At 42.2% G+C, this 16495-nt stretch carries 15 protein-coding genes; 11 read left to right on the top strand and 4 right to left on the bottom strand.

Features of this window, described 5'->3' with window-relative positions; translation table 11 throughout:
* Window position 1: 1 nt before the first annotated feature.
* A complete protein-coding gene (gene glyS, locus IGJ05_RS04375) occupies window positions 2-2074 on the top strand; it encodes a glycine--tRNA ligase subunit beta (protein ID WP_438725047.1) in 2073 nt (690 codons plus the stop codon).
* A 145-nt stretch (window positions 2075-2219) separates the two neighbouring features.
* Here the strand turns inward: glyS and IGJ05_RS04370 are convergent, their stop codons facing one another.
* Both IGJ05_RS04370 and IGJ05_RS04365 read right to left on the bottom strand, forming a co-directional pair.
* Entirely contained in the window at window positions 2220-2897 is a 678-nt protein-coding gene (locus IGJ05_RS04370; protein WP_317755835.1) for a response regulator transcription factor, read from the bottom strand.
* Window positions 2898-2915: 18 nt separating this feature from the next.
* A complete protein-coding gene (locus IGJ05_RS04365; RefSeq protein ID WP_266166912.1) occupies window positions 2916-4061 on the bottom strand; it encodes a sensor histidine kinase in 1146 nt (381 codons plus the stop codon).
* Between the two features lie 244 nt (window positions 4062-4305).
* Here IGJ05_RS04365 and IGJ05_RS04360 point away from each other — a divergent pair, with 244 nt between their 5' ends.
* Genes IGJ05_RS04360 through IGJ05_RS04345 form a run of 4 tightly spaced genes read left to right on the top strand, consistent with a single transcriptional unit; the run spans window position 4306 to window position 7972 of the window.
* Window positions 4306-5535: an efflux RND transporter periplasmic adaptor subunit gene (locus IGJ05_RS04360; RefSeq protein WP_266166913.1), complete on the top strand. Its 1230-nt coding sequence runs from the start codon at window positions 4306-4308 to the stop codon at window positions 5533-5535.
* Entirely contained in the window at window positions 5519-6193 is a 675-nt protein-coding gene (locus tag IGJ05_RS04355; protein ID WP_081117303.1) for an ABC transporter ATP-binding protein, read from the top strand. Before IGJ05_RS04360 ends, IGJ05_RS04355 begins: the two co-directional genes overlap by 17 nt.
* Window positions 6190-7395, top strand: a complete 1206-nt coding sequence (locus IGJ05_RS04350) for an ABC transporter permease (protein WP_081117302.1) — start codon at window positions 6190-6192, stop codon at window positions 7393-7395. Before IGJ05_RS04355 ends, IGJ05_RS04350 begins: the two co-directional genes overlap by 4 nt.
* Before the next feature lie 16 nt (window positions 7396-7411).
* The gene (locus IGJ05_RS04345) at window positions 7412-7972 is read left to right on the top strand and encodes a hypothetical protein (RefSeq protein WP_317755839.1); all 561 of its coding nucleotides are present in this window, start codon (window positions 7412-7414) and stop codon (window positions 7970-7972) included.
* A gap of 71 nt (window positions 7973-8043) precedes the next feature.
* Here the strand turns inward: IGJ05_RS04345 and rlmD are convergent, their stop codons facing one another.
* Window positions 8044-9420 carry a 23S rRNA (uracil(1939)-C(5))-methyltransferase RlmD gene (gene rlmD, locus IGJ05_RS04340; protein ID WP_081117300.1) on the bottom strand — a complete coding sequence of 459 codons (1377 nt, stop codon included), beginning with the start codon at window positions 9418-9420 and terminating at the stop codon, window positions 8044-8046.
* A gap of 114 nt (window positions 9421-9534) precedes the next feature.
* On the opposite strand from rlmD, the gene recX reads away from it, so the two are divergent.
* The 4 genes from recX to IGJ05_RS04320 all read left to right on the top strand — a co-directional run bounded on the left by recX (window position 9535) and on the right by IGJ05_RS04320 (window position 13222).
* Window positions 9535-10329 (top strand): recombination regulator RecX, encoded by a 795-nt coding sequence (gene recX / locus IGJ05_RS04335; protein WP_179135487.1) that lies wholly within the window; start codon window positions 9535-9537, stop codon window positions 10327-10329.
* Window positions 10322-11473, top strand: a complete 1152-nt coding sequence (gene mutY, locus IGJ05_RS04330) for an A/G-specific adenine glycosylase (RefSeq protein ID WP_081117298.1) — start codon at window positions 10322-10324, stop codon at window positions 11471-11473. The genes recX and mutY overlap by 8 nt, the downstream gene beginning before the upstream one ends.
* Window positions 11474-11566: 93 nt before the next feature.
* On the top strand, window positions 11567-12100 hold the full coding sequence (gene ntdP, locus IGJ05_RS04325) for a nucleoside tri-diphosphate phosphatase (protein ID WP_005225863.1): 534 nt from the start codon (window positions 11567-11569) through the stop codon (window positions 12098-12100).
* Between the two features lie 159 nt (window positions 12101-12259).
* The gene (locus IGJ05_RS04320; RefSeq protein ID WP_081117297.1) at window positions 12260-13222 is read left to right on the top strand and encodes an N-acetylmuramoyl-L-alanine amidase; all 963 of its coding nucleotides are present in this window, start codon (window positions 12260-12262) and stop codon (window positions 13220-13222) included.
* 67 nt (window positions 13223-13289) lie between these two features.
* Here IGJ05_RS04320 and IGJ05_RS04315 read toward each other — a convergent pair whose 3' ends face one another.
* Window positions 13290-13724 (bottom strand): GNAT family N-acetyltransferase, encoded by a 435-nt coding sequence (locus IGJ05_RS04315; protein ID WP_010748065.1) that lies wholly within the window; start codon window positions 13722-13724, stop codon window positions 13290-13292.
* A gap of 144 nt (window positions 13725-13868) precedes the next feature.
* Between IGJ05_RS04315 and IGJ05_RS04310 the strand changes: the two genes are divergently transcribed.
* Both IGJ05_RS04310 and IGJ05_RS04305 read left to right on the top strand, forming a co-directional pair.
* Window positions 13869-14984, top strand: a complete 1116-nt coding sequence (locus tag IGJ05_RS04310; protein WP_005225866.1) for an AI-2E family transporter — start codon at window positions 13869-13871, stop codon at window positions 14982-14984.
* Between the two features lie 112 nt (window positions 14985-15096).
* Window positions 15097-16473, top strand: coding sequence for a hemolysin family protein (locus IGJ05_RS04305; RefSeq protein WP_005225867.1), 1377 nt, complete (start codon window positions 15097-15099; stop codon window positions 16471-16473).
* Window positions 16474-16495: the final 22 nt, after the last annotated feature.

Below are 16495 nucleotides of genomic sequence, written 5' to 3'. Positions count from 1 at the left end.
GATGGCACAAAACCTATTATTAGAAATCGGCTTAGAGGAATTACCTGCGCATGTCGTAACCCCAAGTATGAAACAATTACAAGAAAAAACGGCAGCTTTCTTAGATGCTCATGCGTTGCCTTATACAACGATCGAAGCCTATTCCACACCTCGCCGCTTGGCTGTCTATGTCACCGGTATTCCTGAAAAACAAGCGGATACGCAAGAAGAGGTCAAAGGACCAGCGAAAAAAATCGCGTTAGATGATGCAGGCGATTGGTCGAAAGCAGCTCAAGGGTTTGTTCGTGGACAAGGATTGACAACCGATGACATCACCTTCCGTGAATTAAAAGGTGTTGAGTATGTCTATGTAACAAAACATACCCAAGGTCAACCAACCGTTGAGGTATTGAAAGGATTGCAGGAAGTAATCACGAGTTTGACGTTCCCAGTAACGATGCACTGGGCAGACTACGATTTTGAATATATCCGACCAATTCATTGGATCGTAGCACTCTTTGGTGAGCAAGTCATTCCTTTCCAAATCCTTGATATTGTTACCGGTCGCGAGTCAAAAGGTCATCGTTTCTTAGGTGAGGCGGTCACGTTTGATCATGCGGACGACTATTTGGAAAAAATGAAGCATCAATTTGTCATCGCTGATCCAAGCGAACGTCAACAAATGATCACCGCACAAATCAATGCGATCGCTCAAGAAAACAACTGGCGGATCGATTTAGATGAAGACTTACTAGAAGAAGTGACAAATCTAGTTGAATACCCAACAGCCTTTGTAGGGGACTTTGAAGAAAAATATCTTTCTGTCCCTGAAGAAGTATTAGTTACTTCTATGAAAGAACATCAACGTTACTTCGATGTCCGCACCCTTGACGGAGAATTGCTGCCGCACTTCATCTCTGCCCGCAACGGGGATGCTGTGAAAATCGATAATGTTATCAAAGGAAACCAAAAAGTCCTGACCGCTCGTCTAGAAGATGCTGAGTTTTTCTACAATGAAGACAAAAAGCTGACCATTGACCATTGCGTAGAAAAACTTAAGCAAGTCACCTTCCACGAAAAAATCGGCAGCTTATATGAAAAAATGCAACGTGTCGGACTAGCAGCGCAAATCATCGGGAAGACCGTTGGTTTAACACAAGAAGAACTGACCGACCTTCAACGGGCAGCTCAAATCTATAAATTTGATTTAGTGACCAATATGGTAGGGGAATTCCCTGAGTTGCAAGGGATCATGGGGGAAAAATATGCCCTGATCCAAGGAGAGAAACCAGCAGTTGCCCAAGCGATTCGTGAACACTACATGCCGATCTCAGCAGAAGGCGAGCTGCCACAATCAAAAATCGGGGCTGTTTTAGCGATTGCGGATAAATTAGACAGCTTACTTGCTTTCTTCGCTGTTGATATGGTTCCAAGCGGTTCAAACGATCCTTATGCTTTACGCCGTCAAACCTACGGGATTATCCGCATCTTAGCTGAAAAGCGCTGGTACTTCCCATTTGCTCAGTTGCAAGAAGAAATTCGTGAAGCCATTAATGCTCAACCAGAAGTTTTTGGGATTCAACTTGCCGCTGGTCAAGAACAAGTGACCGATTTTGTGAAAGGTCGTCTGCGTCAATTCTTACTCAGCAAAAATACGCGTCATGATGTCATCGAAGCTGTCTTAGGCGCACGTCAAGCAGACATCAGTACGTTGTTTGAAACGGCTCAAATGTTAAGAGAACATCTGCAAGACACCGACTTCAAACCATCGATGGAAGCTTTGACACGGGTGATCAATTTAGCGAAAAAAGCCGAATTGGATCAAGCAGCAATTGATCCTGCCTTGTTTGAAAACGACTCTGAAACTGCCTTGTATGAAGCGGTCTTAACAGTAGAGGACAAGTTCCCACATCAAACGATGGAAGAAAACTACCAAAGCTTAGTGGCACTGCGCCCATTGATCGAAGCTTATTTTGATCAAACAATGGTCATGGTGGAAGATGAACAGATTCGCCGCAACCGTTTTGCCTTGTTGGATAAAATCGCGAAGATGAGTCTGGCAGTGGCTAGTTTAGATGCTTTGATTACGAAATAAAAGAAGCTTGCAGTTGCACGTTTCTAAATAAAAAAAGCTGGAACTGAAAGAATCAGTTCTGGCTTTTTTCTATGTTTCTCGATTTACTTGTGTTCAGTCCCAAGAAAACCGTCCTTTTCGTACAATGAAAGGACGGTTTTTGGTGTTAAATTTTATAGCCGATCCCCCAAACGGTTTTGATATAAGAGGACTTCTTGTGGGTATCGTGCATTTTTTCCCGAAGGTTTCGAACGTGGACCATGATGGTATTATTGGAAGACGTGTAATATTTTTCGCCCCAAACCTCTTGAAACATTTCCTCAGAGCATACCACTTGGCCTTTTCGCTCCATCAATAATTTTAAAATGGAAAATTCGATCGGCGTCAGGGAAAGTTCTTCTTCTTGCAAGAAACATTTTCGCTTATTGACATCTAATTCCAACTCCCTCACGATCAATTTGTTTTGATCTGAGCCGTTGTATTGAGTCGAGCGGCGTATCTGAGCTTTCACCCGAGCGATCACTTCCAACGGACGAAAGGGCTTGGTGATGTAATCATCGGCACCAATTGTCAAACCAGTGATCTTATCGATCTCCTCGGATTTAGCTGTCAACATAATAATTGGGTAATGATGCTTTTTGCGGATGATTTTACACAGGTCAAAGCCAGTGATATCTGGCAGCATGACATCAAGAATCGCCAAAGAAAAGCTGTTTTGCTCGATCTGTACCTGAGCTTCATTCCCATCTGCACAAGTGATGACAGAAAAATTTTCGTTTCGTAAATAAAAGGCAATCAAATCTGAAATTTCTTTTTCATCTTCAACTAAAAGTATCTTTTCCACTCGTATTGACCTTCCTTTTCAGTTAACTGACTTTCTAGTTTTTTCATGTTGATTTGTCGCTAAAGGCAATGTGACGATCATTTGAATCTCATTGTTCTTGCTAGCAGCTCGGATCGTTCCTTGATGCGCCAAAATAATTTCTTTGGCGATCGCCAATCCGAGACCTGCTCCACCTGTCTTGGTTGAACGAGCTTGATCCAGACGATAAAATTTTTCAAATAATGCCTCCAATTGTTCTTGTTCGATCGGCTCACTTTGATTCGCTAGGATAAAAATTGCTGCTTGTTCGTCTACGGTTAGCTGCATTGTGATCGTGGTTTGATCAGGCGCATAGGCAATGGCATTTTTTAACAGATTGTTTAACACTCGCGCCAACTGTTCACTATCGGCTTTTAATTTCAAGCTCTCTGGTCCAGAGTAGCAGATGGTTTGTTCTTTTTCTTTCAGAAGCGGATAGAATTCTTCTTGGATTTGCTTCAGTAAGAAGACGAAATCAAGTTCCCGTTGATACAATTGGATGTCTTGCAGATTAAAACGGGTGATGTCGAAAAATTCATTCATCAGCGTTTCCAAACGCTCAGACTTTTCTAAAGCAATCGTCAAGGATTGCGTCATTTGTTCATTGGTCAAGTTTTTCGTATCCAACAATAGATTGAGATAGCCGATCACTGAAGCCAAGGGAGTCTTCAAGTCATGCGCCAAATAGGTGATCAAGTCCTTGATGCGCTGTGTTTCTTCCTTTAAAAGAGCCTCATTGCGGTTCATCGAATCTTTTATTTTTAATAATTCATGATCGATCGCTAGGCTGCCCGTCGAACTTGCTTCCGATTGAGAGAAAAAGAGCTGAATTCCTTCGGCGATCCTTGCAATTTTTTTCCTTGAAACATAACGATAGATAAAATAGCAAATCAAGGTAACGGCAAAAACGAGAAAGAGGGAGAATGCCAAGAACAATTGTTTAACAGGGCGCCAGTCGACAAATGTACCAAGGATCATCCCGCCTTGGCCATCACTTGATTCCACAACTTCCTGTAAAACGAGGTTTGAAAAAAAATTATCCAGCACCATTTGAATGAGTCTCGTTTCCTTTAATAGCCATAAGGCTCCTACCAATAAGAAGAAGCCAACCAGAAAAAAGACAAATGAAGAATATTTACTACGCATGAAACAGTCCTTTCTAACTCGTTCTTGATTCTTTCTTGATTATAGCAAAGAGGAGTAGGAGCGAATAGCTAATTCTTCTTAAGAATTCTTCATATTAATAAAAAAAGAACGGAAAAATTTTATTTTCTTAAGAAATCTTCAGCAGATATTAAGAGAAACGTTCAAAACGGAAATTGATTCAATGGTTAAATAAAGGTGGTCATTCGATTAACCAATCAGGAAGGTGAGATGTTTGAGAAAGCATATGAACAAATCAAAAAAGAGTTTCATGATCATCAGTAGTTTACTGATCATCGGCAGTTTAGGCTGGACGAGTGCCTGGGGGGTTGCTCGTCGTGAAGAACCTTCCATCACTCAAATAACTTTGCAAGATCTGCAACCGAGAGCAGATTTTTACTTAGTAGGAGTCGTTGAACCAGCAAGAACGGTTGAAGTCAAGGTGGATAGCTCAAGAGGATCAGTTGTTGAGAAAAAAGTAGAGGCAGGGGATCAAGTCAAAGTAGGGCAAGCTCTTTTTGTTTACTCTAACCCTGAGGTAGCTTTGGCCATTAAAAAAGCAGAACAGGCGACGGCAAATCGCTCGAGAGCTGTGGAACAAGCAAGACGGCAAACGAATCAAAAATGGGAACAATACAATAAGGTAACGAATCAGCTGGAGGAGACGAAACAAAAAATTGCCAGTGCGGAAGAAGAGGACAAAGAAGGGCTGGAAGATCGTAAAACCGATTTGGAAATGCAGCAAAGTCAATTACTGCTAGAAGCGCAAAACTTGGAAAGCAGCATTGGCGATGCCGAATTAGAGCTGGAACGGGCAGAATTAGAACTACGTTCAGTCAAAGAGCAACATGGCTCAGACGTCGTGGAAGCCGAAATTGATGGAATCGTTAAAGACGTGGACGAGCGACAAATGAATCGAAGCGCAAGTGAAGCGGCCCCAGAGAATCCTTTTATGACGATCGTTGATACCAGTCGGCTCTTTTTAAAAGGGACTGTGGATGAATTTCGCCGCAATCAACTTGAGCCTGGTCAAAAGGTTGAACTTAGAGACCGTAATGGCGGCAGTCAGCGATGGACTGGAAAGATCACCCGAGTTGGGGATATGAAAGAGCCTTCGGTAGTGGTTGAAGAACAAGGCTCAAACCCCAATTTGTCGCAATTTAGTTTTGAGGTCGTTTTGGATGAAAGTGAAGAGCCACCTAGTATTGGCATCCATTGTTTTGTAGAACGCATTGAGGAAGAGCAAACCGCGATCAAGCTGCCCAAATCTTTCGTGTTTTATGAAGAAGATAGGCCCTTCATCTACGTCGTTGAGGACCATAAAATCAGTAAACTATCCGTGGAAATCATGGAAGATGAAACGGATGAAGCCATGTATCTGTTAGAAAGTGAACTGGATATGCAAGTGGTGCTCGTCTTCCCAACAGTTCGGATCCAAGAAGGAATGGATGTGAAACCAAATGATCCAACTGATTGATGTCTGCAAAACGTTCCCACAGGGCACTAGCGAAATTCACGTTTTGAAAAAAATCAACTTAACAATCAATGCTGGCGAGTTTGTTTCCATCATGGGCCGATCAGGATCAGGCAAGTCGACCTTGATGAATATTATTGGCTGTTTAGACACGCCAACAACGGGCAGCTATCTACTTGATGGTAAAAATACCAGTCAAATGAGTGAAGATGAACTGTCCGAGATCCGCAATCAAAAAATCGGCTTCGTGTTTCAAAATTTTGAACTGTTGCCCAAACTATCCGTTTTACAAAATGCTGCCTTACCGCTCTTGTATGCTGGTGTCAATCAGGAAGAACGAACGACTCGAGCAATTCACGCCTTAGAAAGTGTCGGATTGAGGGATCGGATCGATTTTAGGATCAATCAGTTGTCAGGGGGGCAAAAACAACGAGTAGCGATCGCTCGGGCATTAGCAGGAGAAGCAAATGTGATTTTAGCAGATGAGCCGACAGGTTCTTTAGATACCGCTAATAGTCATGAGATCATGGCGTTATTTACTAAGCTGAACCATCATGGAAAAACAGTGGTTTTGATTACCCACGAACAAGAAGTCGCGGACTATGCAAAGCGGCAAATCGTCATTAAAGATGGTGAAGTTGTTGAGGAGGGCACAAGATGACCGAAAATATTCGCTTAGCCATTCACGCAATCTACCAGCATCGTTTGCGTTCCTTGTTGACGATGCTAGGAATCATTGTCGGGATTGCCTCGATCATTTCCATTGTGAGTATCATCAACGGAAATACTGAGAACATGAAAAAGCAGCTGATTGGTGGTGATACTAACTCGATGCGGATTGAATATGACGCCAGAAGTGCTTTTTTAGCGGGCGAAAGCGGCAGAAATGATCGTTTGCCTGATTATGCCCCGCAACTATCAGAAGGAGAGCTGCAAAAGTTGCTGACCATTGATCACGCCAAGAACGTTAGCTTGTTCTATGAAGCCAATCTGACAGTTTTCCAAAGAGACCAGCAAACCGATACGACAGTGCTAGGCATGGATGGCGGGTTCTTTGAAATTTTGCCCCATACGATCCTTGCTGGCAGAGCAATGACTGAAACCGAATTGCAGACACAAAAGCAAGTTGCGGTGATTACGAAAGATTTGGCGGAAATTTTTTTCTCGTATCGTGATCCTATCAATCAACTGATCGAAATCAATGGGACGCCCTTTCGCATCGTTGGCGTAGCTGTTTCTGACACGGAGCAACTGTCAGGGAAATATGTCTTCATCCCTCGAGGCAGCCAAAGTTTCGTCGAAGGAAAGCTCAACCAAAGGCCAACAGTGCTGTTTCAGGCAACGAATGCGGACGTCTTAGAATCAGCAGTCGTTCAAGCCAGCCATGAATTGACCAAGAGTATTCCGCCTTCAGATTTTGTTTTTTCCATCCGCAACTATGATGAAGTGCAGAAAATGACCGATGATATCAATCGATCGAATATGATTTTACTGGGGGGAATTGCTAGCATTTCCTTACTCGTCGGTGGGATCGGTGTAATGAATACGATGCTGGTCAGTGTGACAGAGCGTACCAGAGAGATCGGTTTGAAGAAAGCATTGGGTGCCAAACGTAAAGTGATTTTGCAGCAATTTTTGACAGAAGCAATCGTTTTATCGGTGATCGGGGGGCTGATTGGCATCATCGTCGGTCTGTTGATCAGTCTGATCGCTTTGCGTCTGTTAGAGTATCCGATGACGATCTCATTGTTATCCATTTTGATCAGTGTGTCATTTTCAATGCTGATCGGTACTATTTTTGGTTACTTACCCGCTTATAAAGCGTCGAAATTAAAACCGATCGAAGCATTACGCTATGAATAAAAGGGAGGTGTTTTTTATGAAAAAAAGTCAAACAGCGATTATCTTGTTTGTGGCATTACTTAGTGGTTGTGGTGTTGCTGCGAATGACCCACAGACAAACAACGACAACGTACCCATCAACAATCAAATCAATACGGCGCAAACGCAAACACAATCGAGTCAAAGTGGAGATGAGACGCAAAATAATCACGATCAAACCGATCAGACAAAAGCGCAACAAGTGACTCAGACTGATGCAGAGCGAGCGAATGAGGAATTGGCACAAGCAGATGAAACGGGCACACTCATTCTTATTGATGGTGATCGTTTTGAGATGGAATTGACGAACATTTCTCAAGGAACAGGGGAAGACGGCGAAGTCTTTGATATGGCGATCGCATCTGAGGAAAGATTATCCTTTACGATTACTAGCGAGACTGAGATAAAAGTAATTCTATATGATGCACAATCGCATAATTCTCGAATCGTGGAGGGCTCACGTGCGGATCTGCAGCTTGAACGATCGGTAAGTCTTTATGGGCAGCGAGTAGGTGACACCTTTATTGCCACGAATGTCCTCGTCTTACAAATCAATTAATCGTTATGCTTAAAAGACAACGAAAACAATATTCGCCTGACAGATCACAAGATGATTTGTCAGGCGAGTGTTTATTTTCGGGTCAATTTTACCACTACTTCGCAGCGGGCGGTTTGTGGAAACATATCTACTGATTGCAGATATTCTACGTGAAACACTTTGGCTAATTGGACCAAGTCTCTTGCTAAAGTAGAAACATTACAAGATATATAGACCATCTTTTTCGGTGGTTGTTTCAGCAAAGCTTGCAATAATCGTTCATCCAAGCCTGTCCTTGGTGGATCAACAATGATGCTATCAGGTTTGAAGCCTTCATTGAACCATTTTGGTAAGAGCTCCTCAGCAGTCCCCGTTTCATAATGGGTATTTTGGGCACCAATGCGGCGTGCATTTTCTTGGGCATTTTCAATTGCTTGAGGAATAATGTCCATGCCGCGGACTTCTTTGGCATATGGAGCCACGCTCAACCCAATCGTTCCCACACCGCAATAGGCATCAACGACTGTTTCATTTTTGCTCAAGTCAAGGGCTTTTAACCCTTCTTGATACAAGATGCTGGTTTGCTGTGGATTCAGCTGGAAGAATGCGCGGGCGGACAAGTCGAAGGTCAGTTCATTCAACCGTTCTTCGATCGCTTCTTTGCCCCAAAGATGAATCGTTTCCTCTCCCATGACGACGGACGTTTTTTTGTTTTGCACATTTTGCATGATGGAAACGACTTGCGGCAAGCGCTGATTGATCTCGCGAATCAGCGCATTTTTTTGCGGCAGTTTGACAGAGTTGGTAATGAACACGACTTGAACTTCGCCAGTCGCGATCCCGATACGAACCATCAATGTCCGTAGAATCCCGCTGTTCTTGCGTTCATCGTAAATCGGGATCTGGTATTTATTCAACAATTGGACGATGCCGTTGATCACTTTTTGCGTATCTTGTTCTTGTACGAGGCAATCATCAATGGCGACTAAGCGATGAGACTCCATTTCGTATAAACCCGCTTCGATTCGTTTGGTTTGACTGTTGTAACGCAATTGAAATTGTGCTTTGTTGCGGTAATGCCAAGGAACATCCATGCCTAAAGTATCCCTTAGTTCAAACTGTTGGTAGCCTTTTGGCTTAAATTTTTCAAGTGCTTGTTTCAATAGGTCTTTTTTGAAGTCTAATTGTTTGTCGTAGACTAAGTGCTGCAATTGGCAGCCGCCGCACCGGTCGTAAAACTTGCAGGGTGGTTGGATGCGATCGCTGCTTGGCTTGATGATTTTGGTCATCTTAGCTTCAGCAAAGCGGGGAGATGCTTTGGTGACTTCGGCAATGACCTGTTCCCCCGGTAGAACACGGGGAACAAAGATGATCAGCTTTTTGTAATACCCGATGCCTTCTCCGTTGATCCCCAAGCGTTTGATCGTTAGTTGTAGTTTTTGTCCAAGCTGGACTTGTGTATTTGCCATGTGAACTCCTTAAATAAAATAGTCAGTTCATTTTACCACATTTTTTCAGCTTGATTAGAAGGAATTTCATCGTAGTTGTGGTAAAATAGAATGTACGTTCGCGAGGTGAAGAAGATGAATACAATTATTCGTATCGATAAAGGAAAAGGACCATTTTATGAAGTGGCGACATCAGAAGGTGAAACGCTGCGGGTCTCAGAAGATCTTTTGGTCCGTTTTCGGCTATTAAAAGGCAAGGAACTGAGTGAAGAAGAATTAAAAGAAATCAAAAAAAGTGCGGGGTTTGATTTAGGATTGCAGCAAGCCATGAACTATATCAGCTATCAGCTGCGTTCTGAAATGGAAGTCCGTACCTATTTGAAAGACAAAGAAATCGAAAAACAAGACCGAGACTTAGTCGTTGAACGTCTGAAAGAGTTGAATTTGATCGATGACAAAAACTACGGAGAAAGCTACATTCGCACCCAAGTCCGCATGAGTGATAAAGGACCCGTGGTCATCAGTCAGCAACTGAGAAAAAAAGGATTAAAAGATTCCGTGATTCAGGAAGTATTGCCTTTGTATACCGAGGAAATGCAGTTTGAAGTCGGTTATCATACGGCTGAAAAAGCGATGCGTCGTTTTCACAACAAAAGCCATAAAGAAATGATCCAAAAGATAAAAATGCATTTGATGCAAAAAGGTTTTCATCAAGGAGTCATTCAGATGATTTTGGATGAATTACCGATGGAAAAAGATGAGGACCAAGAAAATGAAGCGCTCCAAAGAGAAGGTGCCCGACTTATGCGGCGGCATCAGCGGTTACCGTTGATGAAACGAAAAATGAAAATCAAGCAAGGCCTTTATCAAAAAGGGTTTGCCATCGATGATATACAACGATTCTTAGATGAGGAAGTAATGGATGAGTAAGCAATGGCAAACTTGGGATGAAGAAAAAATCAAGACGTTCCAAGAAACATTTTTAACTTGGTATCATAAAGAAAAACGCAATCTCCCTTGGCGGGCGACCAACGATCCGTATGCAATCTGGATCTCAGAGATCATGCTTCAACAAACACGAGTGGAGACAGTGATTGGCTATTTCTATCGTTTTATGGAACAATTCCCGACGATCCAAGACTTGGCGGCAGCCGAAGAACAAAAGCTTTTAAAGGTTTGGGAAGGTTTAGGTTATTACTCTCGTGCCCGTAACCTTAAGGCTGCCGCCCAGCAAATCGTTGCCGAATTCGACGGAGAAATGCCCCAATCAATTGAAGAGATTCGCTCATTAAAAGGAATTGGTCCCTACACAGCTGGAGCGATTGGCAGTATTGCTTTTGGCTTGCCAGAACCGGCAATCGATGGAAATGTGATGCGGGTCGTCAGTCGGTTATTTTGTATCGAAGCAGATATTGCGAAAGCCAGCAGCCGAAGACCATTTGACGAGGCGATGAGAACAATCATTTCCCCCGATGAACCTGGTGAGTTTAATCAAGCCTTGATGGATCTTGGCTCACGAATCTGTACACCCACTACACCGAAATGTGAAGAGTGTCCCATCAGTCAGTATTGTCTTGCTTATGCGGAGAATCGACAAACAGACTTTCCAGTGAAATCGAAAAAAGCAAAGCCAAAAGATGTCTATTACATCGCAGGCGCCATCGAAGATCAAGGCTCGTTTTTACTCGTGCAGCGACCTGAAACAGGCTTATTGGCTTCTATGTGGCATTTTCCTTTGGTAGAAGTGACGAAAGAACAGTACGAGGCTCTGCAGCGAACATGGGCAAAAGAGGAGCAGCTGCAGTTGGATTTGATTGCCGAAGATGATGCGCTCGAGATTTTTCCTGATCTACCTGTCGTTTGGCAAAAACGACATTTTGGCGAAATCACTCATATCTTTAGTCATTTGAAATGGCACGTCCTTTTATTTTACGGCAGAAAACGTGGAGAGCTCACGTTACAAGACAGCGAATGGGCAGCAAAAGAATCCTTTCAAAACTATGTTTTCCCAAAACCCCAGCAGAAATTGGTGGATCAATTAAAGAAATATCAGAAACTCGATAAAGATTTCTAGGCAAAGCTTTCTTTTATTGCTATAATATTAACGATGTCGGTGTAATGAACACCCAAACAAAACGCAAGTTTTCTTGCTGAGGGAAGGGTTGCTATGCGAGTTCCAAAAGAAGGAGAGTTTGTCAGCATTCAAAGCTACAAACATGACGGCAATTTGCATCGAACGTGGCGGGATACGATGGTCTTAAAGACCAGTGAATTCTCAGTGATAGGGGTCAACGATCATACATTAGTGACCGAATCAGATGGAAGACGCTGGGTTACCCGTGAACCAGCAATTGTATATTTTCATAAAAAATACTGGTTTAATGTTATTGCAATGATTCGAGAAAAGGGGGTTTCCTATTATTGTAATCTTGCTTCACCGTATTTACTTGATGAAGAGGCATTGAAATATATCGATTATGACCTTGATATCAAAGTATTTCCTGATGGCGAGAAACGTTTACTAGATGTGGATGAGTATGAATTGCACAGTAAGATTATGCAATATCCGCAAGACATTGATTTTATCTTGAAAGAAAATGTCAAAATTTTAGTAGATTGGATCAATAATGGCAAAGGACCCTTTTCGCAAGGGTATGTGGACATTTGGTATGATCGCTACAAGCAGTTGTCTCAAAAATAAGTGAAATGGGTCGGATCGCTCATTTTTCCCGAGAAACTTCAACCATTTCGGTTGAAGTTTTTTTGTGCTGTGAGAGGGTTGCTTCTAGCAGTTGCCTTTAAGTTCTGTTTAAGCTGCTAGTCCCATGATAGAAAGACCAAGAAAAAGTGGGGGAAGCAAATGAAGAAAAAAGGGAAGCTTGTTATCGGTACTACCATGATTCTACTTTTTGCGGCAGGTTTTGCTGTGTTGAGAAATGATCATTTTGTTCAAGAAGAGACCCAAGAAAGCACGGCTCGAACCGAGTCGGACGCTCAAGCAGAAGAGGTCGCACAAACGGCAAGCATGGTCCAAATTTACGTGGATCCCTCAGAATACGATGCAGCGATTGAAAGTGAGAACGATTATGTATCGATCTATCAGACAACAAGTCAAGAGACCGTCATCGGGAAGATCCACCGTGGAAGTTGGGCAACCGTACTTAGTCAAACAGAAGAGATGGTTGAAATCCAAACTGACGATGGAATAACGGGTTACATTGAAAAGCATTCTGCATCCATCCAAGAAGTTCCACTTTCGGAGACTCCAAAAAAATTGTCAGACTTTAAAGTCGTTCTTGATGCGGGGCACGGCGGCGAAGATTCTGGGGCACTGTCAACGGATCAAACGATCATGGAAAAAGATTTGACGTTAGCCACCGTCCAAACGATTGGCGAAGTACTGACCCAAGCGGGAATTCAAGTTAGTTATACACGCACCGAAGATCGCTATTTAGCGCTGTCTGAAATTACTGCAGCTTCACTCTCGGAGGAACCAGATCTATTTATCAGCATTCATTACGATAATTCAGAGCTACCAAATAGCATTCAAGGACTGACAACTTACTATTACTATACTGGGGCAAAAGAGATGGCAGAAACGATCACTTCCAGTTTGAGTAGTTCAGTGGCATTGAGTTCCAACGGCACTCGTTTTGGTAACTATTATGTTTTACGAGAGCAATATATTCCAGCAGTTTTGTTGGAGTTAGGCTATTTGAACAGTGACACTGATTTAGCGGTGATTACAAGTGAAGGCTATGATCAAAGGGTGGCGCAAGCGTTGCTGACAGCGATTGAAGAGATCGTTGAAGCAGAGGAATAAAAAACAGCGACCACAAAACAGAGGAAGGATCTGTTTTGTGGTCGCTGTTTTAAGTAATCACTGCTCGTTAAAAGGTTTTGCTCATTTTGATATGGGGCATATCCGCGTCTAAAAAGACATCGCCTTCAGGCTGATAACCTAACTTCAAGTAAAATTCTTTGGCAGTTAATTGTGCCCCTAACGTGACTTTTTTGATTCCTTGTTTTTGAATGAAAGCTTCCGCTCCCTCGATCAACTGCCTGCCGTAGCCTGAACCTCGATGAGCAGCTGGCACCGCCATTCGCTGTAATTTCACCTCATGATCAGAGATCGGTAAAAAACGTAAGGTTGCGACTGCTTCATTGTCATTGTCATATAAGACGAAATGAACAGCCAATGCCTCATTTTCATCTACTTCTAATGCTAATGGAACCCCTTGCTCTTTTACGAACACTTGATTTCGTATTTTCAATGACGCCAAATAGATCTCACTTAGCGTATCTTTTGTTTGTGCGATATGCATAAAAAAAACTCACCTCAGCTATGATTTCTCCGTTATTTTTATTAGTATACCACTTTTTTTACAAATTTCTTTTTTTTGCGGCTAAAGTCGCAAGCTTTTTTTTACAAAATCAACTATAATGTTATAAAAAAGGGAGGGAATCTTTTGTTCGACAAATTCAAACAATCAAAACTGTTCTTTTGGTCATTGGAAGCATTGGTTTTAGTGACACTCGTGTTTGTGTTAAGTAAAGTCAATTTTCTATTTGCACCGATCGGCACGTTTTTTTCTACTTTATTTGCACCAGTATTGATTGCTGGCTTTCTGTATTATCTGCTAAATCCAATCGTCCTATTTTTGATGAAAACGACAAAAATAAAACGACTGTTTGCTGTCATATTGGTTCTATTGTTATTAGTAGCAGCAATCATCTTGATTTTTGTCAGCGTTATTCCTAATCTGGTGAGTCAGATTACTTCATTGGCGGAAAATATTCCAACATTTGCCAAAAATATGGAAAGCTGGATCTCAAGAATCGCAGATGATCCATTTTTCAAACAAATCGATATCGCGCAGCAGTTAGAAAACCTAAATCTTTCTTATGGTTCTTTGCTGCAGCAGTTTCTTAGTGGGTTATCCACTAGCTTAGGATCGATCGTCAGTACGATTGCTTCCGCGACGATGATCATCGTTACAGTCCCATTCATCCTTTTCTACATGTTGAAGGATGGAGAAAAGCTAGTTCCTAATCTGAAAACTGTCTTTCCAGAAAGAAGACGAGAGCAGATTGTTGGGTTGCTAGGTGACTTAAACAAGACATTATCCAATTACATCAGTGGGCAAGCGATCGAATGTATTTTTGTCGCTACCTTCACGTTTATTGGGTACTGGATGATCGGCGTCAACTATGCCTTTCTTTTTGGGGTGATCGCAGGGGTCACAAACTTGATTCCTTATTTAGGTCCGTATCTTGGCTTGATTCCAGCAGTCTTAGTGACGGTCTTTGATGAACCGTTCCGCGCATTGCTGTGCTGTGTCGTGGTACTAGTCGTCCAACAATTAGATGGAAATGTTATCTACCCGAATGTGATCGGAAAATCATTAGCGATCCATCCATTAACGATCATCTTGGTTTTATTGGTCGCTGGAAATCTGGCAGGTTTGCTGGGAATTTTCTTAGGAGTACCGTTTTACGCAATTTGTCGGACGATCGTGGTCTTTATTGTTCGTCTGATCAAAGATGACAAAATCAAGAAAAATCAAGAACGGTTGATCGAGTAATCAATGACTGGTGTTTTTTATTGCAAAGAAAAAAACTTTGTGATAGGATTTTATCGTGGGCTAAGCCCACGATTTTTTTTAGAATATGAAAAAATAAGGAGAGAATGCTATTATGAATGCTGACCCCGAGAGTCAGTCGCTTCTAGCGCAAATTTTATTATTGATCGTTTTGACATTGATCAACGCTTTTCTAGCGGCCTCTGAGATCGCAGTCGTCTCAGTCAACAAAAACCGTGTGGAGCAAAAAGCGGAAGAAGGAAATGTCAAATCACAAAAATTATTGAAAATCATTGATAATCCAACAAATTTCTTGTCAACGATCCAAGTTGGGATTACCTTGGTGAATATCTTATCTGGGGCATCTCTGGCAGATACCTTGTCGACCCGTCTGGCACCTTTATTAGGTGGGGGAACGGCGGCTAAAAGCTTAGCGAACATTATCGTTTTAGCGATCTTGACCTATGTGTCGATCGTTTTCGGTGAGTTGTATCCAAAACGTATCGCCATGAACAAATCAGAAGAAGTTGCCCAGTTCACTTCTGGTGTGATTCGAACGATCGGGATTATTGCAAAACCCTTCGTCTGGTTCTTATCTGCTTCAACAAGCTTATTGGCGCGGATCACTCCAATGGAATTTGACGATGAAGACACAAAGATGACCCGTGATGAAATGCGGTATATGTTGGAAACAGAAGGAGTCTTCGAAGAAGATGAATTAGAGATGCTGCAAGGGATCTTTTCATTAGATACGAAAGTCGCCCGTGAAGTCATGGTTCCCCGAACCTCTGCCTTTATGGTGGATATCAATGACTCAGTAGAAGAAATTTTGACTGAAATTTTAGCAGAAAATTATTCTCGTATTCCTGTATATAATGAAGATAAAGACAAAGTCGTTGGGATTTTGCATACCAAAAACCTTTTGAAATGTGCCTACAAATACGGCTTTGAAACAATGGACATCAAGCAGATCTTGCAAGAACCATTGTTTGTTCCAGAAACAGTCTTTATCGATGATTTGCTTTATGAATTAAAGAAAACCCAAAACCAAATGGCGATCTTGCTTGATGAATACGGCGGAGTCGTTGGGTTAGTTACGTTAGAAGACTTGCTTGAAGAAATCGTCGGTGAGATCGATGATGAATCCGATGAGGTCGAAGAGCTTTATGAAAAAATCTCTGATAAAGAATACGTGATCCAAGGTCGGATGCTGATCGATGATTTCAATGAAGCTTTCAATATGAGCTTGCATATGAGCGACGTCGATACGATGGCAGGCTACCTGATCACTGCTTTAGGAATGATTCCAGATGAAGGAGAAAAACTTTCCTTTGAAGTGGATAACGTGAAATTGATTTCTGAAGAAATGGAAGGATCACGTGTCTTGAAGATCCGTGTAATCTTCCATGATCCAGAAGAAGGCGAAGTGGAACCAGAAGAAGAACGCCGCTATTTCCGCAAAGATTTTGAGGAAGATGAGCCTCGCCGTTAAAGTTCCGCATGAATGAAATGAG

It is taken from the genome of Enterococcus sp. AZ167 (assembly GCF_051714025.1).
GTDB lineage: Bacteria > Bacillota > Bacilli > Lactobacillales > Enterococcaceae > Enterococcus_D > Enterococcus_D casseliflavus.
The sequence above is the reverse complement of the archived record's forward strand: the minus strand, read 5'-3'. Positions and strand labels throughout refer to the sequence as shown.

What these genes read in the sequence shown, in the direction of transcription:
- glyS (WP_438725047.1), top strand. Translation starts at nt 2, where the DNA reads ATGGCACAAAACCTATTATTAGAAATCGGCTTAGAGGAATTACCTGCG.
- IGJ05_RS04365 (WP_266166912.1), bottom strand. Translation starts at nt 4,061, where the DNA reads ATGCGTAGTAAATATTCTTCATTTGTCTTTTTTCTGGTTGGCTTCTTC.
- IGJ05_RS04360 (WP_266166913.1), top strand. Translation starts at nt 4,306, where the DNA reads ATGAACAAATCAAAAAAGAGTTTCATGATCATCAGTAGTTTACTGATC.
- IGJ05_RS04355 (WP_081117303.1), top strand. Translation starts at nt 5,519, where the DNA reads ATGATCCAACTGATTGATGTCTGCAAAACGTTCCCACAGGGCACTAGC.
- IGJ05_RS04350 (WP_081117302.1), top strand. Translation starts at nt 6,190, where the DNA reads ATGACCGAAAATATTCGCTTAGCCATTCACGCAATCTACCAGCATCGT.
- IGJ05_RS04345 (WP_317755839.1), top strand. Translation starts at nt 7,412, where the DNA reads ATGAAAAAAAGTCAAACAGCGATTATCTTGTTTGTGGCATTACTTAGT.
- rlmD (WP_081117300.1), bottom strand. Translation starts at nt 9,420, where the DNA reads ATGGCAAATACACAAGTCCAGCTTGGACAAAAACTACAACTAACGATC.
- recX (WP_179135487.1), top strand. Translation starts at nt 9,535, where the DNA reads ATGAATACAATTATTCGTATCGATAAAGGAAAAGGACCATTTTATGAA.
- mutY (WP_081117298.1), top strand. Translation starts at nt 10,322, where the DNA reads ATGAGTAAGCAATGGCAAACTTGGGATGAAGAAAAAATCAAGACGTTC.
- ntdP (WP_005225863.1), top strand. Translation starts at nt 11,567, where the DNA reads ATGCGAGTTCCAAAAGAAGGAGAGTTTGTCAGCATTCAAAGCTACAAA.
- IGJ05_RS04320 (WP_081117297.1), top strand. Translation starts at nt 12,260, where the DNA reads ATGAAGAAAAAAGGGAAGCTTGTTATCGGTACTACCATGATTCTACTT.
- IGJ05_RS04315 (WP_010748065.1), bottom strand. Translation starts at nt 13,724, where the DNA reads ATGCATATCGCACAAACAAAAGATACGCTAAGTGAGATCTATTTGGCG.
- IGJ05_RS04305 (WP_005225867.1), top strand. Translation starts at nt 15,097, where the DNA reads ATGAATGCTGACCCCGAGAGTCAGTCGCTTCTAGCGCAAATTTTATTA.